Source organism: Bacillus sp. JZ105, from assembly GCF_053903125.1.
In genome coordinates, this window is record NZ_CP096387.1 from 522,249 (window position 1) to 539,728 (window position 17,480).

Annotated in this window: 17 protein-coding genes and 1 riboswitch; of the genes, 15 read left to right on the forward strand and 2 right to left on the reverse strand. The window is 41.7% G+C overall.

The window, feature by feature from the left end; translation table 11 throughout:
• Nucleotides 1–38: 38 nt before the first annotated feature.
• From M1D81_RS02495 to M1D81_RS02530, 8 genes are all read left to right on the forward strand, one after another.
• Nucleotides 39–1,658: an ATP-binding protein gene (locus M1D81_RS02495; protein WP_456265720.1), complete on the forward strand. Its 1,620-nt coding sequence runs from the start codon at nt 39–41 to the stop codon at nt 1,656–1,658.
• Nucleotides 1,655–2,338 carry a response regulator gene (locus M1D81_RS02500; protein WP_024425373.1) on the forward strand — a complete coding sequence of 228 codons (684 nt, stop codon included), beginning with the start codon at nt 1,655–1,657 and terminating at the stop codon, nt 2,336–2,338. Before M1D81_RS02495 ends, M1D81_RS02500 begins: the two co-directional genes overlap by 4 nt.
• Before the next feature lie 125 nt (nt 2,339–2,463).
• Nucleotides 2,464–3,732: a C4-dicarboxylate transporter DctP gene (dctP, locus tag M1D81_RS02505; RefSeq protein WP_377940097.1), complete on the forward strand. Its 1,269-nt coding sequence runs from the start codon at nt 2,464–2,466 to the stop codon at nt 3,730–3,732.
• Nucleotides 3,733–3,931: 199 nt separating this feature from the next.
• Nucleotides 3,932–4,954, forward strand: coding sequence for an AI-2E family transporter (locus M1D81_RS02510; RefSeq protein ID WP_456265719.1), 1,023 nt, complete (start codon nt 3,932–3,934; stop codon nt 4,952–4,954).
• A 63-nt stretch (nt 4,955–5,017) separates the two neighbouring features.
• A riboswitch (cyclic di-AMP (ydaO/yuaA leader) is annotated at nt 5,018–5,151 on the forward strand.
• Between the two features lie 76 nt (nt 5,152–5,227).
• Nucleotides 5,228–6,469, forward strand: coding sequence for a dicarboxylate/amino acid:cation symporter (locus M1D81_RS02515; RefSeq protein WP_456265718.1), 1,242 nt, complete (start codon nt 5,228–5,230; stop codon nt 6,467–6,469).
• 126 nt (nt 6,470–6,595) lie between these two features.
• Nucleotides 6,596–7,507, forward strand: a complete 912-nt coding sequence (locus M1D81_RS02520; protein WP_456265717.1) for an ABC transporter ATP-binding protein — start codon at nt 6,596–6,598, stop codon at nt 7,505–7,507.
• On the forward strand, nt 7,500–8,267 hold the full coding sequence (locus M1D81_RS02525) for an ABC transporter permease (RefSeq protein WP_456265716.1): 768 nt from the start codon (nt 7,500–7,502) through the stop codon (nt 8,265–8,267). The genes M1D81_RS02520 and M1D81_RS02525 overlap by 8 nt, the downstream gene beginning before the upstream one ends.
• Nucleotides 8,268–8,384: 117 nt before the next feature.
• Nucleotides 8,385–8,720: a hypothetical protein gene (locus tag M1D81_RS02530; protein WP_017366657.1), complete on the forward strand. Its 336-nt coding sequence runs from the start codon at nt 8,385–8,387 to the stop codon at nt 8,718–8,720.
• 296 nt (nt 8,721–9,016) lie between these two features.
• Here the strand turns inward: M1D81_RS02530 and fbpB are convergent, their stop codons facing one another.
• Together fbpB and M1D81_RS02540 are read right to left on the reverse strand one after the other, a co-directional pair.
• On the reverse strand, nt 9,017–9,166 hold the full coding sequence (gene fbpB / locus M1D81_RS02535; protein WP_065215285.1) for a Fur-regulated basic protein FbpB: 150 nt from the start codon (nt 9,164–9,166) through the stop codon (nt 9,017–9,019).
• A gap of 315 nt (nt 9,167–9,481) precedes the next feature.
• Entirely contained in the window at nt 9,482–9,802 is a 321-nt protein-coding gene (locus M1D81_RS02540; RefSeq protein ID WP_012008983.1) for a thioredoxin family protein, read from the reverse strand.
• Nucleotides 9,803–9,986: 184 nt separating this feature from the next.
• Here M1D81_RS02540 and M1D81_RS02545 point away from each other — a divergent pair, with 184 nt between their 5' ends.
• The 7 genes from M1D81_RS02545 (at nt 9,987) to M1D81_RS02575 (ending at nt 17,428) form a co-directional block, all read left to right on the forward strand.
• Nucleotides 9,987–11,069 (forward strand): D-alanine--D-alanine ligase, encoded by a 1,083-nt coding sequence (locus M1D81_RS02545; RefSeq protein ID WP_024427367.1) that lies wholly within the window; start codon nt 9,987–9,989, stop codon nt 11,067–11,069.
• Between the two features lie 80 nt (nt 11,070–11,149).
• Nucleotides 11,150–12,514 carry a UDP-N-acetylmuramoyl-tripeptide--D-alanyl-D-alanine ligase gene (locus M1D81_RS02550; protein ID WP_135033051.1) on the forward strand — a complete coding sequence of 455 codons (1,365 nt, stop codon included), beginning with the start codon at nt 11,150–11,152 and terminating at the stop codon, nt 12,512–12,514.
• 18 nt (nt 12,515–12,532) lie between these two features.
• Complete coding sequence (locus M1D81_RS02555; protein WP_024427369.1) at nt 12,533–13,225, forward strand: alpha/beta hydrolase; 693 nt, start codon at nt 12,533–12,535, stop codon at nt 13,223–13,225.
• Nucleotides 13,226–13,352: 127 nt separating this feature from the next.
• Nucleotides 13,353–13,691 carry a n-acetylglutamate synthase gene (locus M1D81_RS02560; protein WP_456265715.1) on the forward strand — a complete coding sequence of 113 codons (339 nt, stop codon included), beginning with the start codon at nt 13,353–13,355 and terminating at the stop codon, nt 13,689–13,691.
• 165 nt (nt 13,692–13,856) lie between these two features.
• The gene (cshA, locus tag M1D81_RS02565) at nt 13,857–15,356 is read left to right on the forward strand and encodes a degradosome RNA helicase CshA (RefSeq protein ID WP_024427371.1); all 1,500 of its coding nucleotides are present in this window, start codon (nt 13,857–13,859) and stop codon (nt 15,354–15,356) included.
• Between the two features lie 106 nt (nt 15,357–15,462).
• Nucleotides 15,463–15,942, forward strand: coding sequence for a PH domain-containing protein (locus M1D81_RS02570; RefSeq protein WP_456265714.1), 480 nt, complete (start codon nt 15,463–15,465; stop codon nt 15,940–15,942).
• Nucleotides 15,932–17,428, forward strand: coding sequence for a PH domain-containing protein (locus M1D81_RS02575; protein ID WP_456265713.1), 1,497 nt, complete (start codon nt 15,932–15,934; stop codon nt 17,426–17,428). The genes M1D81_RS02570 and M1D81_RS02575 overlap by 11 nt, the downstream gene beginning before the upstream one ends.
• Nucleotides 17,429–17,480: the final 52 nt, after the last annotated feature.

Below are 17,480 nucleotides of genomic sequence, written 5' to 3' on the forward strand. Positions count from 1 at the left end.
TGACAGAGGAAGAATCCGTAAAGATACAGGTGAAAAAAATGATGAGAAATCGATTGAAATTACAACAATTATCTATTAGATGGAAGCTTACCATCCTCACATATTTCGTTGTCATTTTCGCCCTTTTAATCGGAGGAATTGTTCTTGTTGGGGGAATTAAGCAAACTGAGGAACGGGAGCTTCGAAAAAGACTCATGAACACGGCGAGAACCGTGGCTGAGATGAATGAGGTGAAGCAGGCGTTAGCTGATCAGACAAAGGAACGTGATCAATTACAGCATGCAATCGAAGAGATTCGGATTATTCAAGACGCTGACTATATTGTCGTGATGGATATGGATCATGTGAGATTAACGCATCCAGTGAAAACGAGGATTGGCCAGCGCTCAGAAGGAACTGATGAAGAGCCGGCTTTTGCAGAGCATATTTATTTCTCAGAAGCAGAGGGAGAGCTTGGAACAGCCATCAGAGCTTTTTATCCAGTGAAAGATGATCAATTTAATCAAACAGGGGTTGTGCTTGTAGGAAGAACTCTGCCAAGTATGGCAGATATATTAGGAGAAATGAAGCAGGATATCCTCATGATCCTCCTGCTGACGCTCAGCTTTGGGCTTGTGGGTTCATTTTTGCTCGCCCGTCATATTAAACAGCAAATGTTTAAGCTGGAGCCGCATGAGATTGTCAGAATACTAGAGGAACGCACTGCAACCTTTCACTCTATTAATGAAGGGGTTATCGCCATTGATAATCAGCACATGATCACCATTTTTAATGAGAAGGCGAAGCAGATTTTTGGCGTAACAGGTGATGTCGTGGGCCGGAATATTTGGGGTGTGCTGTCTGATACAAGACTTCCTGAGATTATTGATCGCGCACAACCCGTCTACAATGAAGAAATTCATATGAGCGGAAAGCGGATCATGAGCAGCCGGATTCCGATTGTCATGAAAAAGGAGATCATCGGAGCGGTCGCTATTTTTCAGGACCGGACAGAAGCGGCAAAATTGGCGGAGGAGCTCACAGGAGTTAAGAACTTTGTGGACGGTTTGCGGGTGCAAAACCATGAACATATGAATAAGCTTCATACGATTGCCGGGCTGATTCAGCTTGGTAAAGCCGATCAGGCGCTCGATCTAGCCTTTCAAACGACAGAGGAGCAGGAACATGTGACGGACTTTCTTCATCGCGTCATAGAGCATGATGCTGTCGCAGGGTTATTGATGAGCAAAATCAGAAGGGGCAAGGAGCTTGGCATCATGGTCGAAGTAGATGAACATAGCTGTCTGCGTGATTTCCCTGAACGGCTTGATCAGCATGATATGACAAAGCTGCTCGGAAATCTCATTGAGAACGCCTTTGCTTCGTATGATACTGTAGAAAGAGACACAAAAGTCATTTCCATTAGTATCGATCAAACGGAGGATGTCCTCGCGATTTTAATTGAAGACAATGGCTCCGGGATCGAAGAAGAAATGATTCCTTCTATTTTCGATAAAGGCTTCACACATGGCAAAGAGGGCGGAACAGGCTATGGCCTGTATATTGTAAAAACGATTATCGACAAAGGGATGGGAAATGTAGAGGTCACATCAAGCATCGGCATTGGTACCACCTTCTCAATCGAATTCCCAATGACCATAGAGGAGAGAGACAGATGACTCAGATTAAGGTGCTGTTAATTGAAGATGACCCGATGGTGCAAGAAGTGAATAAAGAGTTCATTATGAGTGTTCCTGGCTTTCAAGTAGCAGCTGTCGCTGGGAACGGGGAGCAGGGCATCCAGCTGATCAAAGAAATTCGTCCAGACCTCGTGGTACTTGATGTCTATATGCCAAAAAAAGATGGCGTCAAAACGCTGCAAGACATCAGAAAACAGAAGATGAAAGTGGATGTGATTGTCATTTCAGCAGCGAAAGACAAAGAGACCATCGGCATCATGCTTCAAAATGGTGCGCGGGATTATATTATTAAACCATTCAAATTTGAACGAATGAAAGAATCACTTGAAAGCTATAAGGCGTTTAAATCAAAAATCCAAACTGCAGCAGAATTCTCTCAGGAGATGCTCGATGATATCATACGAAAGCCTGCTGTTAAGCAGGAAGATACTTGGCTTCCTAAAGGGCTGAATGTGCATACGATGAACGAAATTAAAGCGTATATGGGCTTGCAGGAAGGCGCGCAGTCTGCAGAAGAAGTCGCCAATGCACTTGGCATTGCCCGCGTCACGGCACGCCGGTATTTAGACTTCCTCGTTAAAGAAGGCGAGCTGAAATTAGATATGCAATATGGCGGAGTAGGACGGCCTGTGAATAAATATATCGTACATTCTGACTAAGAGACCAAAAAGACCAAAATGTACGATATGTCCATAAGCTTCACAGCCTTTGGTGAAATCGCTATCATTTTATTTACAGATAATAGTTAAGCGTTTACATCGAAGGGTGAGGGAGTTGATTTTTTATGAAAAGGATTTTGAAGAACCTGACATTTCAGGTAATTGCAGCTGTCATTATCGGGATCATTGTCGGGATGGTTTGGCCAAACGTCGGAAAAGAAATGAAGCCGCTTGGTGACACCTTTATCAATGCCGTTAAAATGGTCATTGCACCAATTATTTTCTTAACCATTGTTCTTGGTATTGCCAAGATGGGTGATATGAAAAAGGTTGGGAAAGTTGGGGGAAAAGCATTTATTTATTTTGAAGTTGTCACGACACTTGCTCTAGTCATCGGTCTTTTTGTGGTGAATATCATGAAGCCAGGTGCAGGTCTTGACTATAGCAAGCTTGAAAAAGGGGACGTTTCACAGTATACCCAAAATGGGGGACAGGGTATCGACTGGATGGAATTCGTCACACACATCGTTCCTTCTAACATGGTAGACGCCTTTGCGAAGGGTGATATTTTACAGGTCTTATTCTTCTCTATTCTATTCGGTGTCGCGCTCGCTGCTCTTGGCGAGAAGGGGAAAGGCATCATCGAATGGCTTGATAAGCTGTCACTTGTTTTCTTTAAAATCATTGGTTATATCATGCGTGCTGCGCCTCTTGGTGCATTTGGGGCGATGGCTTATACGATCGGACACTTTGGTTTGGCATCGATTAAACCGCTGGCGAGTCTGATGCTCTCCGTTTATTTGACCATGTTCTTGTTCATTTTCGTTGTACTGAACATCATTTGTAAAATGTATGGCTTCAGCCTGCTCGGTTACCTGCGGTTTATCAAGGATGAAATTTTAATTGTACTTGGCACAAGTTCTTCAGAATCCGTGCTGCCAAGAATGATGGATAAAATGGAACGCTACGGGTGCTCTAAGTCTGTTGTCGGTCTTGTCATTCCAACAGGTTATTCCTTTAACTTAGACGGAACTTCAATCTATTTATCGATGGCCGTCGTCTTCTTGGCGCAAGTGTTTGGTGTAGACCTGTCAATCGGTCAGCAGATCACGATTATCCTTGTTCTGATGCTTACATCAAAGGGAGCAGCTGGGGTCACAGGAAGCGGATTTATCGTGCTTGCATCTACTCTTGCGGCACTACAGGTCATTCCGTTAGAGGGTCTAGCACTGCTGCTTGGGGTTGACCGCTTCATGAGTGAAGGAAGAGCGATTACAAACCTCATTGGAAATGGAATCGCAACAATTGTTGTCGCGAAGAGTGAAGGTGAATTTGACGAAGCGAAGAGCAAAACAGCACTTCAGGAAATGCGGAATATAAAGCAGGCTGTTTAGTATAAAAACAACCAAAAACCGAAACCTTATGTTCTACATGGGTTCGGTTTTTTCTTGTGTAAAAAAGAAAAATCAATAAAATGACTACGAATCGTAAGACCTCATTGACCTTTTATTATATAATTTACAGAAAGATCCGATATAATGTATATCAGATACGATGAAAAATAGACTTTAGTCCTGGCAGGTGTGTAACGAAATGGCGGCATTTTTAAAATTGTTCGAAAAACCCGGTGTTAAACGGTTTTTAGTATTTGTAGTATTAGCCACAGCATTATATCTATTAAGAGGAATGATGAATTTAATTCTTCTGACCTTCATTTTCACCTTTTTGATGAATCGGTTAGAAGAGGTCATTAGAGGCTTTTTAAATCGCTTCTTGAAAATAGGCCAGAAATCAGTCATTACCATTTTGTATATTCTTCTGGCTGGTGGATTGACATTTGGCGGATTCGTTTTTGTACCAATCATCGTCAAACAGGTAGAGCAGCTATTCCATTTAGGAAAGAAAATTGCAGATCATCCACAAGATTTACCCTTCTTTGACGTCATCACGAACGTATTCGGAGATTTTAAAATATCAGCTTTCTTTGAGAAAGGGTTTAATTTCCTCTATACATACTTAACAGATTTCAGCACGTTCAGTATCCAGGTCATTATGTCCTTAATATTAAGCATGTTCTTCCTGTTTGAAAAGGAACGTCTCATTCAATTTATGAACAAGTTCAAAACGAGTAAAATCTCCGTGTTCTATCATGAAATTGCCTTCTTTGGACGTAAATTTTCCCGAACGTTTGGAAAAGTACTCGAAGCACAGTTTATTATTGCAACCGTTAATTGTGTGCTAACGACCATTGCGCTAGGCTTTATGGGCTTCCCGCAGTTATTTGGATTAGCGGTCATGGTCTTTTTGCTAGGCTTAATCCCAGTAGCGGGTGTGGTTATCTCTCTTATTCCACTCAGCATCATTGCGTATACACTTGGAGGCGGAATGTATGTCCTGTATATTGTGCTGGTGATTGTGATTATCCATGCTATTGAAGCATACTTCTTGAATCCAAAGCTCATGTCAGCTAAAACAGAACTCCCTATTTTCTTCACGTTTATTGTGCTGATCTTCTCTGAACACTATATTGGCATTTGGGGACTTATTATCGGTATCCCAATCTTTGTGTTTATTTTAGATATTCTTGAAGTGACAAATAGGGAAGAAAGTAATTAAAAAGTTCATATGAACCTGTTTACAATTTTCTAAAAATAAGGTATAAATGGTATGAAAATATCATATTACCACACGCTTAATCCTTCTAAAGGAATGGGGGACCCATGTTTTTGGGGTGAATTTTTCTTATCTGAGAAAAAAGGACATCTCTTCGTCCTAACCCGTCAGCTAACCTCATCAGCGTGAAGAGAGTAGACAGTGGTACACGTATGGACACGCAGGCCCACGAGAAAACTCTCTCGTGGGCTTTTTGACGAGGAAGGGGAGATTTTATTGAAGCTGGCGACGAAAATTATTATTGCCTTGTTTGTAGGTGCAATCACAGGATTGCTGCTCAACCTTTTTGCTCCAAATGTATTTAAAACGTTAGACCCTTATTTATTTACACCTCTAGGTCAAATCTTCTTAAACCTGATTAAAATGCTGGTTGTGCCCATTGTATTCTTTTCAATCACGCTCGGTGTAGCAGGCCTTGGTGATCCGAAGAAGCTAGGCAGAATCGGTGCAAAAACCATTACTTATTTCCTGCTCACTACGACTTTTGCCATCATCATTGGCATCTCATTAGCCTTATTGATCAAGCCGGGAGCCTTCGGCGATTTTGATACAAAAGCGGCTGATTATACCGCAGAGGAAGCCCCATCAATGGCAGAAACACTACTCAACATTATTCCAACCAATCCAGTCCAATCGTTAGTTGAAGGAAACATGCTTCAAATTATCGTCTTCTGCGTATTTTTAGGTCTTGGCATAGCCATGCTTGGTAAAAAAACGGAAGGCTTGCTGAAGCTGTTTGAACAAGGAAATGAATTAATGATGTATCTTGTCGGTGTTGTGATGAAATTTGCACCGTACGGAACATTCGGTTTGATTGCAACGGCAATCGGCAGTCAGGGGCTGGATGCCATGAAAGCGATGGGACTTTACTTCTCGGTCGTGTTAATTGCGCTTATCCTGCATTTCTTCCTGACATATGGATCAACCATTGCTATCTTAGCTAAACGAAATCCAATGGCATTCTTTAAAGGATTTTCACCAGCGATGGTTGTTGCGTTTAGTACATCAAGCAGCAACGCAGTACTGCCGGTATCAATGGAAACAGCGCAAAAGCGTTTAAAGGTGCCAGAGCCGATTTCAAGCTTTGTGCAGCCGCTGGGTGCAACCATTAATATGGATGGCACAGCCATTATGCAAGGTGTTGCGACCATTTTTATCGCTCAAGTATATGGGGTTGAACTGACGCTTGTTCAAATGCTGACGGTTGTCTTAACAGCTGTTTTAGCAAGTGTCGGTACAGCAGGTGTCCCAGGGGTAGGACTCATCATGCTGGCCATGGTGTTAAATTCTGTGAATCTTCCTGTTGAGGGAATAGCACTGATCCTTGGTATAGACCGCTTATTAGATATGGCAAGAACCGTAGTTAATATTACAGGTGACGCAGCATGTGCGGTGATTGTTTCTGAAACCGAAAAGAAGCATGAGAAAGAAGCGCCGACACCTAACTTATCACTGTAATAAGCAAGAAGGGCTGACTGGATCAGCCTTTTTTTCATGGATTGATTTGTCTCGCGTGATATACTTTTTACAGGATGAGCAGTCGTAACTGCCGCCATAGGCTTTACATCAGAAGGAGGAACCACTTTGCAGTCTGCTGTTTTAAAAGTAGAGAAAGTCGATAAACAAATTGGCCGGAAAATGATCTTGCAGGATATTTCTATAGACATTGGGCAAGGAGAAATTGTCGGATTACTTGGACCCAATGGGTCTGGAAAAACCACTTTGATTCGATTGATCGTTGGCTTGATGAAAAAAAACAATGGCAACATCATGATCAATGGATATTCACAAGATGAGGATTTTCTTCAGGCGATGTCATCTGTTGGTGCGATCATAGAAAACCCAGAATTTTATTCGTATTTAACAGGCTTTGAAAACCTTGAGATGTATGCAGCGATGCACGATGGCGTGACGGAGGAACGCATTCAGGAAGTGGTGGAAAGAGTTCGTCTTGAGGATGCCATTCATCAGAAGGTCAAGACGTATTCACTAGGGATGAAACAAAGGCTTGGGATTGCACAAGCTATTTTGCATCGTCCGAACCTGCTCATTTTAGACGAACCGACAAATGGACTGGACCCTGCAGGAATGAAGGAATTCCGGGAGCACTTACAAATGCTTGTAAAGGAAGAAGGAACCTCGGTGTTATTTGCGACGCATTTATTGCATGAGGTAGAGGAGCTATGTGACCGCATGATTATCATTCAAAAGGGACAGATCAAAGCTAGTGCTCATCTCCGGGATATGGAGGGGAAAGAGCAGGTGCTGATGAATATTCAGCCAGTAGAAAAGGCGGTCTCATGGCTTGACGCACACGACTATACATATGAACGAAATGGAGCGCGTGTCCTGCTTCAACTGAACAAAGAACGTGTGCCAGAGCTGAACAAACAGCTTGTGCTGGCGGGGTTTGATGTACTTGAAATGATGCCTCAAAAGCAGTCAATTGAAGAGGCGTTTATGAAATGGACGGAAGGCGGGACGACAGATGCTTAACCTCATCAAGAATGAGCATAAGAAAATCATGAAGAAAAAGATCACATTCATTGCTCTTTTATTGATCGTTGTATTTCAACTGGCCATGGCTCTAACCTTGAAACGAGTCATATCAAGCTTTGGTGGACAAGACACAGTCGCGAACTATTTTGCTTATTCCACGAACGTCGTGTTTATTTTACAGGTGCTAGCTGTCGTTATTGGCGCAACTTTGATCTCAACAGAGTTTCAGAAAAGGACGATCAAATTTCTATTGATCCGGCCAAAAACAAGACTGCACATCTTTCTGTCAAAATACATCACACTTGTGCTGACAGTCATTTATTTGTTTGTTTTTTATTATGTTTTGGCTTTTCTCTTTGGTCTTATTTTCTTCGGTACTGATTTTGATGAAAGAACGGGGCAATTATTTCAGCATACGTTTGCCGTCATTGGATCTCAGTGGGTGGAAGTGGTCATGATGGCAAGCTTTGCTTTTATGTGTTCCAGTTTGTTTAGAAACAGTCTTGTTGCCCTTGTGACCTCGTTTTTTGTTTTATATGCGGCGAAATCACTTGTGCCGATCATGTCTCTTTTAGAAAATCAGTGGGGAAAAATCCTCCTTTTTGCGAATACGGACTTTACTCAGTACAGCTTTCAAGGACCGCCGCCTTTTGATGGAATGAGCATTTTGTTTTCTCTATTTATAGTAGGGGCGCATTTTGTTTTCTTTATTGGATCGGCTTGGATTCTTTTTTGGAAACGTGATGTAAATGTGTAAAAATTGTGTCAAATAACAAGAAAAATTCGTGACATCTTTGTGAAAACGAGTCTGTATTTCACGATAACCGGCTGATTTTGTCTTATAATAAAAAAGAGTCATGGAGGTGGCACTATCGTGAAAAATTTCATTACGGCTTTACCAATTTTGTTGCTGCTGTCGTTTTCGTTTGTGTCTTTTGCCTTCCAGTTTGATCACCTTGTTTATTTCAGACTAGCGCTGGGGATCTTTTCGTTAGCGGGTCTTTTCTTTCTGTATACACTTAAAAGAAACATGAAATGGTTCATGGTCTATTTATATGCGAGCTGGATCGTTCTTGCTGCCGTCACGACATTTGAGGAACCAGTCTTTTCTCAATTTTTCTTCGGTGGGTTAACGATGACAATGGGTTATCTCACATATATGCTCATTTATTTAGGAATGAAGCAGGACCGTGTAGCGAAATCACATTAAAACAAAAGCCGATAAAATCGAATAACAGATTTTATCGGCTTTTTTAATTTGTTGAAGCAGACAAAAGAGCAGTCAGTGATGACTGCTCCCAGATTGTTGACAAAGGGCTAAAATGATCTTTATTTTAGCCCTTTGTCTTCTATTCAGCGTGATAGAAAACCTTTGCAGTCTAGGAAGGGCGAGCACCGGAGCGGAGCGAATTCGACATTCGTGAGCACCGGAGCGCAGACATGACAACCAATGCGAGGGTTTGTCTACACGCTGAGAGCAGTCAGTGATGACTGCTACTCTAATAGTTATGATTCACGCCCAGCAGCTGCAAGCTGCTTCTGATGTTTTTTGTCAATGGTTTCGTAAATACTTTCCATCATTTGAGGATCGCGCATGATGGCCTTTTTGTTCTCTTCAATCAATTGCTGGTAGGTTTTAATTTTCTTCTTAGACATGTGACTCATCGCTCCTTAATAAGAATGGACGTCTATAGGATTTCACATAGATGAAATTGATAATCATTTTCAATTAGCAACTCCATTATACAAAGACAAATGTCAGAAGTAAAGATTCAATTCAGAAAATTCACGTAACCGACATATTCCAAGCTGGTTCGACGCTGCATTCTTTCCCAGGAAATAATTTTGTCATGACTTGTCGTAAGTGCAACATCAATTTGAAACGTTTTGGCTGTGCAGCTCGTCTTATGAAGAGATTTAAAAAGAAAAAAGACATCAGCAAGAGTTTGCTGATGTCCTTCGTTTCATCAATTAAGAAACGTGCTCTTGAAGAAATTCTGTCACTTCTTCAGGCGATTTTGCATTTGCACTGTGTAAATGACCTGTTTTTTCACCATTTTTGAAAATTAACAGGCTTGGAATACCCATTACCTGATACGTTTCAGCTAATTCTGGGAAATCATCTTTATTTATTTCAAACCATTCATGGTGAGCATAAGCTTCTAGGATGTCTGGAATGAACATGTCCATTCTTGTGCAGTCAGGACACCATGTTGCAAAGAATTTAACGATGACTTCTTTGTCTGATTGAATAATTTCATTGAATTGTTCAGTACTTGTGATTTTTTTCAATTTGTCACAACTCCTTTTCAATGTCATTTTAATATAAAATAAAGGCGAATGACATACAAATGCTCGGGAGGCGCTTACAACCTTTACAAATCATTTCAATTACGTAACAACAAAAATTAATTAGAGCATTTTTGCTTGAAAGTGATAAGATAGTAAAGATGAATTTTAGTGGGGGGAGTATCCATTGAAAATAAGTTTAGGATTGATTTACGGCGGAAAGTCAGCCGAACATAATGTATCACTGCAAACAGCCCTTGCAGTTACAAAAGCACTTAACACTGAGAAGTTCGATATACATCCAATTTATATTACAGAAGAGGGTGAATGGTTAAGAGGAGAAAAACTCACTGAACCAGTATCAAACGTCAAAATGCTTCAATTTGAACAGAACGCAAAGACGTTTTTACCAACTTCTTTAAATGAAAGCATGTTTCCACAGCCTGCATCGGCTGATGAGAAAATTGATGTTGTCTTCCCGTTGCTGCACGGACCAAATGGAGAAGATGGCACAATGCAAGGATTACTTGAACTGTTAAATATCCCGTATGTCGGCAACGGCGTTCTCGCGTCTGCCGCGGGTATGGATAAAGTCATGATGAAAGATGTTTTTGCACAAGCAGGACTTGCACAAGCAAAGCACCTTTCTTTCAATAAAAAAGACTACGAGAAAGCGACACCAGACAGCTTAGAACAGGTGGAAAAAGTACTGGGCTATCCATGCTTTGTGAAACCTGCCAACATGGGATCAAGTGTTGGAATTAGCAAATGCCGCAGCAAAGAAGAACTGCAGACTGCATTTGACCTCGCTTTCCAATATGATCGTCGTGTGGTCGTAGAAGAAGGCGTAGTTGGAAGAGAAATCGAGATTGGTGTGTTAGGCAATGATGAGCCGAAATGCTCTGTCGTTGGTGAGATTGCACCTAAAACAGATTTTTATGATTACAAAGCAAAATATGAAGATGGCGATACAGATTTGATCATTCCGGCGAGTGTGTCAGAGGATGAATATAAGACGATTCATGACATGGCGATTAAGGCATTTAAAGCCCTCGATGGATCTGGTCTCGTACGTGCAGACTTCTTCCTGACAGAAAAAGGTGAAGTGTTGATCAATGAAGTGAATACAATGCCTGGATTCACACCATTTAGTATGTTCCCATTACTTTGGAAGCACACTGGTGTAGAGTATCCAGAGTTAATTGAAAAGCTGGTGTCACTTGCAATTGAACGCCATCGAGAAAAACAAACCATTAAAACAACTTTTTAATGTGAGCAGCAAGCAGACACTATCCTTAGGTAGTGTCTCTTTTCCTTCAAACGTGAAATGAGAAAGAGAGGCGAAAAATCATGATCAAACGTACAGTGAAACAAATCGCCCAAATGGCTGGTGGAACCCTATCTAATCAAGCTTTTGGCGAAGAACAGATTCACGGAGTGACAACAGATACACGAAAAGTATCAAACGGCGCCCTGTTTATCCCGCTTATCGGAGAACATTTTAACGGTCACACATTTGCTTCAAAAGCAGTGGAGCTAGGAGCCTCAGCTGTTCTTTGGAATCAAAAAGAAGCCAATCCGCCAGAAGGCGTTCCAGTAATTCTTGTAGAGGATACACTAGCTGCGCTTCAACAGCTGGCGAAATCATACTTAAAAGAAGAAAACCCTCGTGTTGTCGGTATTACAGGAAGTAATGGGAAAACCACAACGAAAGACATGATTCATTCCGTCTTGCAAACAGCGTATCAAGTTCATAAAACAGACGGTAACTTTAATAATCATATCGGTCTTCCGCTCACCATTCTTGCAATGCCAGAAGGAACCGATATTGCGGTTTTGGAGATGGGCATGAGTGCAAAAGGCGAAATCGAATTTTTATCAGACCTCGCTGAGCCGGATGCGGCAGTCATCACAAATATCGGGGAATCTCATATGCAAGATTTAGGGTCAAGAGAAGCCATTGCTGATGCAAAATGTGAGATCGTCAAAGGGTTAAAAGAAGACGGCATCTTTTATTACTTAGGTGATGAGCCTTTGCTTCGCGAAAGAGCAAGTTCACTCTCTCAGCGTGTAAAAACCTTTGGAGAAGCAGAGGACTGTGATATCAAGGTAACGCACATCAACCAGCTTGCAGAAGGAACAGAATTTCAGGTCGAAGGGTATGCCCAAGGTTTTCTCATTCCTGTATTAGGGAAACATAATGTGAAGAATGCACTTGCTGCTATTGCTATTGGCCAGCATTTTGGGCTGAATGAAAGACAAATAGCCCAGGGACTGATGCAAACGAAGTTGACGGGGATGCGTCTTGAGCTGTTTAAAACAGATAAAGGAATCACTGTCATTAATGATGCGTATAATGCAAGTCCTACTTCTATGAAAGCAGCCATTGATCTTGTGGGAGATATGGACGGCTTCGCCAATCGTATTCTTGTACTTGGAGATATGCTCGAAATGGGCAGTGAAGAAGAAACGTATCATTATGAACTTGGCCGTTACATCAAGCCGGAATTTATTGATCATGTCATGACGTATGGCCGTCTAGGTGCATTCATTGCTGAAGGAGCGAAAAAATCATTCGGGGCTGAGCACGTATTCTCCTTTATGGACAAAGAGGACCTGAAGAAAAAACTAGCTGAAGTGGCAGGGCCTGACGATGTTGTGCTTGTCAAAGCCTCACGCGGTATGAAATTGGAAGAAGTCATTACTGCACTATAAAAGTGAGAAGGTGACAGAATGATTGGCTGTTTATGTATCCACGGTTTTACGGGTGCCCCTTATGAAGTAGAACCGCTGGCGCAATATTTAAAACAGACGGCAGATTGGGAAGTGCAGTCTGTCACGCTTCCGGGGCATGGGGATGAGCTTCAGTTAAAAGGCATTCTTTATCAAGAATGGATAGCGACAGCTGAACTCGAACTTCTATCCCTTTACAGAACTTGTGACACCGTGTATTTGATCGGCTTTTCTATGGGCGGAATGATTGCTTCTTACTTAGCAGCGAAGTACCCAGTTGCCCGTCTCGTCCTATTAAGTGCTGCGGCTAAATATGTGAACCCAAAACAAATGATGCAAGACACAAGGCAGATGGTGAAGGAGTCCCTGTCAGGGATCATTGATACAAACCCTTTATATGATCGATATCGCCATAAGCTCACAAGCACGCCGCTGTCAGCCGCGATAGAATTTATGAAGCTGGTAAAGCAAACGAAGAATTCGCTTGAGAAGCTTCATCTGCCTGTGTTAATTGTTCAAGGTGAAAGCGACGGGATTGTGCCTGCTTCAAGTGCAGAATTTATTTATCATAAAGTCCCGTCTCGCCAGAAAGAAATGTTTTATTTGCCCGATTGTAAACATCATGTTTGTCATGAGCCATGTGCCCAGCAATTGTTTGAGAAAGTAGAACATTTTCTAAAAAAAGCAATTTAATATATAGAAAAGCTAAAATGTGGCTAAACTAATATAAATTGAATCCCACTTGTTAAAATTTGCATCATTTTTGTCGAATGAGTGACAGGCATATGGTACAATAGGAAAGAAAAGGTGGTTGATTCGGTTGTTTCAATATGACGGAAAAACCTTTATCCCGCAGTCTAATTCGAGTAACGGAGAAGTATCAGCAGGAACCATATTTCAATATTATCAGGACGGGAATATACTAACGGGCACATATCAAGGCTGCAGTATTATATCAGGCGTACTTGTAGGAACTGTGAATGAGGATGGAACACTTCATTTTAGATACCACCATGTAAGCAAGGACGGCAGTATAAGAAGCGGGACTTGCAATTCCACTCCAAAGCAGCTGGATAACGGAAAAATTCAACTGTTTGAAAAGTGGAAATGGATGGACGGAGATCAAAGTGAAGGTGAATCTGTCATTGTAGAACAGTAGATATATCCATTTCTGTCTTGTTGAAAAACAAATAGTGTAATGGTAAGATATAAGGTAGGGTAATTCGGGCTTTGTATATAATGGACCTGTCCTTTCAGAAAAGGGCAGTTTTTAATGATCATTCACGAGATTACTGAAACAGCAATTAGAAGGAGTTTGAATAAATTGACTATAACGTTTCAAGATTTTCAATTAAGCGAAAGTCTCATGAAGGCTATTAACCGCATGGGATTTGAAGAAGCAACACCGATTCAAGCAGAAACGATTCCTCTCGGTCTTCAAAATAAAGATGTCATCGGACAAGCACAAACAGGAACAGGAAAAACTGCAGCATTTGGTATTCCTCTGGTTGAAAAAATCGACCCAGCGTCTCCAAATATCCAAGCGATTATCATTGCGCCAACAAGAGAATTAGCGATTCAAGTATCTGAAGAGCTATATAAAATCGGCCAAGACAAGCGTGCACGCGTACTTCCTATCTACGGTGGACAAGATATCGGCCGTCAAATCCGTTCGCTCAAGAAAAATCCTCATATCATCGTAGGGACTCCAGGACGTTTACTCGATCACATTAACCGTCGTACAATGCGTCTTCAAAATGTTGAAACAGTTGTGCTAGATGAAGCAGACGAAATGCTAAACATGGGTTTCATCGAAGACATTGAAGCGATCCTTTCAAATGTACCAAGTGAACACCAAACACTTTTATTCTCTGCAACAATGCCTGCACCAATTAAGCGCATTGCAGAGCGTTTCATGACAAACCCAGAACACGTAAAAGTAAAAGCGAAAGAAATGACTGTATCTAACATCCAACAGTTCTATTTGGATATTCACGAACGTAAAAAGTTTGATACATTGACTCGTCTTCTTGACATTCAATCACCTGAGCTTTCAATTGTCTTTGGCCGTACGAAACGCCGTGTTGACGAATTGACTGAAGCACTTAACCTTAGAGGTTATACAGCTGAAGGAATTCATGGTGACCTGACTCAAGCAAAACGTATGGTTGCGCTTCGTAAATTCAAAGAGGGTTCAATCGATGTTCTTGTCGCAACAGACGTTGCAGCACGTGGACTTGATATCTCAGGCGTAACACACGTGTATAACTTTGACGTACCGCAAGATCCAGAAAGCTACGTGCACCGTATTGGACGTACAGGACGTGCTGGACGTACAGGTATGGCGATGACATTCATCACACCACGTGAAAAAGATATGCTTCGTGCGATTGAGCAAACGACTAAACGTAAAATGGATCGTATGAAAGAGCCTACACTAGATGAGGCGATTGAAGGACAACAGCAAGTAACAGTTGACCGTCTACGCACAATCATCAGTGAAAACAACTTGAACTTCTACATGACAGCTGCTGCTGAATTGTTGGAAGATCATGATTCTGTAACAGTGGTTGCAGCTGCGATCAAAATGATGACAAAAGAGCCGGATGCAACGCCTGTTCGTTTAACAGATGAAGCACCGATGATTTCTAAACGTCATCGTAACAACCGCAGCTCTTCTAAACGCAGAGACGGCGGCGGTGGCGGAGGCTACCGTGGAAAAGGCAAGAACAGCCGTTCATCTTATGGTGATAAAAAGCGTTCTTCAAATGACCGCAATCGTTCTTCTAACGATCGTCGTCAAAAGAAATCTTATAACAACTAACATACAAGAGCGAATCCTTTGCAGGGTTCGCTTTTTTTAAAATTGAAACTTTTTCGGCTTTGTTACGTAATATATTGATAGAAAAGTAAGAGAATGGGGGAAGAATGTGAGAAAACAGCCGCAACGTCAAATTAGTTTAAATGGTTTAAAGGTATGGCGTCTTCAAAATGGAATTATCTCATTGATTTTCTTACTCATCATCATTGGGGTATTTGTTGCCAGCTACTATTTCCAATGGCCATATTGGATTGGAGCGATCCTTTCTGGTTTATGGGTCTTACAGGTCATTTTTGGCATTTGGCTCATACCAAAAATCCGCCACCACATCTGGCGCTACGAAGTATTCGAAAATGAAATTGAAATACAGCATGGACTCATTCGCGTCACACGTGTCATTGTGCCAATGGTTCGTGTTCAGCATGTTGATACATCTCAAGGGCCGCTTTTAAGGCGCTACTGTTTGGCCTCTGTTCAAATTTCGACTGCTGCCACAGTTCATGATATACCGGCGCTAGAATTAGAAGAGGCAGATGAGCTTCGTGATTACATATCTCGTTTAGCAAGGGTGACGGAAGATGATGTCTGAACCAAAACGTGTACATCCCATTTCGATGTTCATTGATTTTATATCAGATGCTGTATCCATGATCAAAAACTTCATTATCCCTTTTTTCGTGTTGATTTTTGTGAACTCGAATTCGAGCATTCGCTTTTATGCATTTATTATTCTTGGTGCGCTTCTTTTGTGGAAAGCCGTTTTTACCATTTTAGAATGGAGACGATTCACTTACCGGATGGAAGACGATGAATTTCGTGTGGAATCGGGTGTGATTACGAAAAAGAAAAAATATATTTCGTTAGAACGAATTCAAACGGTTAATACAAGTGAAGGCATTTTTCAGCGGATTTTCGGTTTAGTGCGGGTTCAAATCGAAACGGCAGGCGGAACGGATGGTCCAGAAGTGAGCCTGACCGCGATTACAAAAGCAGAAGCGGAACAATTAAAGCAGTCGATTTTCAACCGGAAGAAAAGCTTGCAGGAAGAAGAAATGACGGATGAAGCAGGTGATCTGCCCGGCCATTTCACTGCGCAAAAACCGATGCAGGAAGAAATCAATGTCTCCTATCGTATGGGTGTGCCAGAATTGCTTTTGGCTGCGACCACTTCAAGCGGTATCGGTGTCATTATATCCGGGTGTCTTGCCATCTACACGCAAATAGATGAAATTCTCCCTTTGGACGGGTTCTTCAAGCAGTTCTCTTTTTTAAGCCATGCGAGCGTTGAAATCTATGCGATTTTGATATTTCTTGCCGTATTGATCGCTTGGATCTTGAGTGTCGGGGTAACAGCACTTCAGTATGCGAATTTCGCTGCAAAACGAAAAGGGAATGACATCATCATTACAAGAGGGCTCATCGAGAGACATCAAATGACCATTCCACTTGCGAGAATTCAAGCAGTGAAAATCAAAGAGAATATGATCCGTGAGCCTTTTGGTTTTGCGACGGTGATGCTTGTTAGTGCAGGAGGTTCGATTACAGAGAAAGAAACCTCTTCTGTCTTATTTCCGCTCATTCGGAAGAAAAAAATAAATGAATTGCTGTCACAATTCACCGATCATTATCATGTAGCACCAGAAACAGAGCTGAAAAAAGTGCCAAAGCGTTCACTCAAACGCTACCTGATCTCATATGGCTTTGTGCCGTTACTTGCAGGTGTCATCCTGTCGGTACGCTTTCCGCCATGGGGGTATTTGGGACTCATTCCGTTACCGCTTGCTCTATTCTTCGGCTATTTAGCTTATAAACAATCAGGATATACAATCAAAGGTTCATTGATTCAAATGACATCAAGAGGCATTGGCAAGACCACTGGCATTGTCTTGAGAAAACGAATGCAAAACTATACGATGACGCAATCTTTTTTCCAAAAGAAAGGCCGGGTCGCAAGTATTCACACCTTTGTGAAATCCTCTGCGCTGCTTGATTCCTTTGGTGTGCATCACCTTGAGGAAGAAGATGCGGCACGTGTATTTGATTGGTATTCGTATGAAAAAAATCAATCGTCTTAAACGAAAAATGTCGATCAGCTCCTGCATGAGGAGTGATCGACATTTTTTATGA

Excerpts from the sequence above, each read along its gene's own strand:
- M1D81_RS02495 (WP_456265720.1), top strand. The coding sequence starts at position 39 with ATGATGAGAAATCGATTGAAATTACAACAATTATCTATTAGATGGAAG.
- M1D81_RS02500 (WP_024425373.1), top strand. The coding sequence starts at position 1,655 with ATGACTCAGATTAAGGTGCTGTTAATTGAAGATGACCCGATGGTGCAA.
- dctP (WP_377940097.1), top strand. The coding sequence starts at position 2,464 with ATGAAAAGGATTTTGAAGAACCTGACATTTCAGGTAATTGCAGCTGTC.
- M1D81_RS02510 (WP_456265719.1), top strand. The coding sequence starts at position 3,932 with ATGGCGGCATTTTTAAAATTGTTCGAAAAACCCGGTGTTAAACGGTTT.
- M1D81_RS02525 (WP_456265716.1), top strand. The coding sequence starts at position 7,500 with ATGCTTAACCTCATCAAGAATGAGCATAAGAAAATCATGAAGAAAAAG.
- fbpB (WP_065215285.1), bottom strand. The coding sequence starts at position 9,166 with ATGTCTAAGAAGAAAATTAAAACCTACCAGCAATTGATTGAAGAGAAC.
- M1D81_RS02550 (WP_135033051.1), top strand. The coding sequence starts at position 11,150 with ATGATCAAACGTACAGTGAAACAAATCGCCCAAATGGCTGGTGGAACC.
- M1D81_RS02555 (WP_024427369.1), top strand. The coding sequence starts at position 12,533 with ATGATTGGCTGTTTATGTATCCACGGTTTTACGGGTGCCCCTTATGAA.
- M1D81_RS02575 (WP_456265713.1), top strand. The coding sequence starts at position 15,932 with ATGATGTCTGAACCAAAACGTGTACATCCCATTTCGATGTTCATTGAT.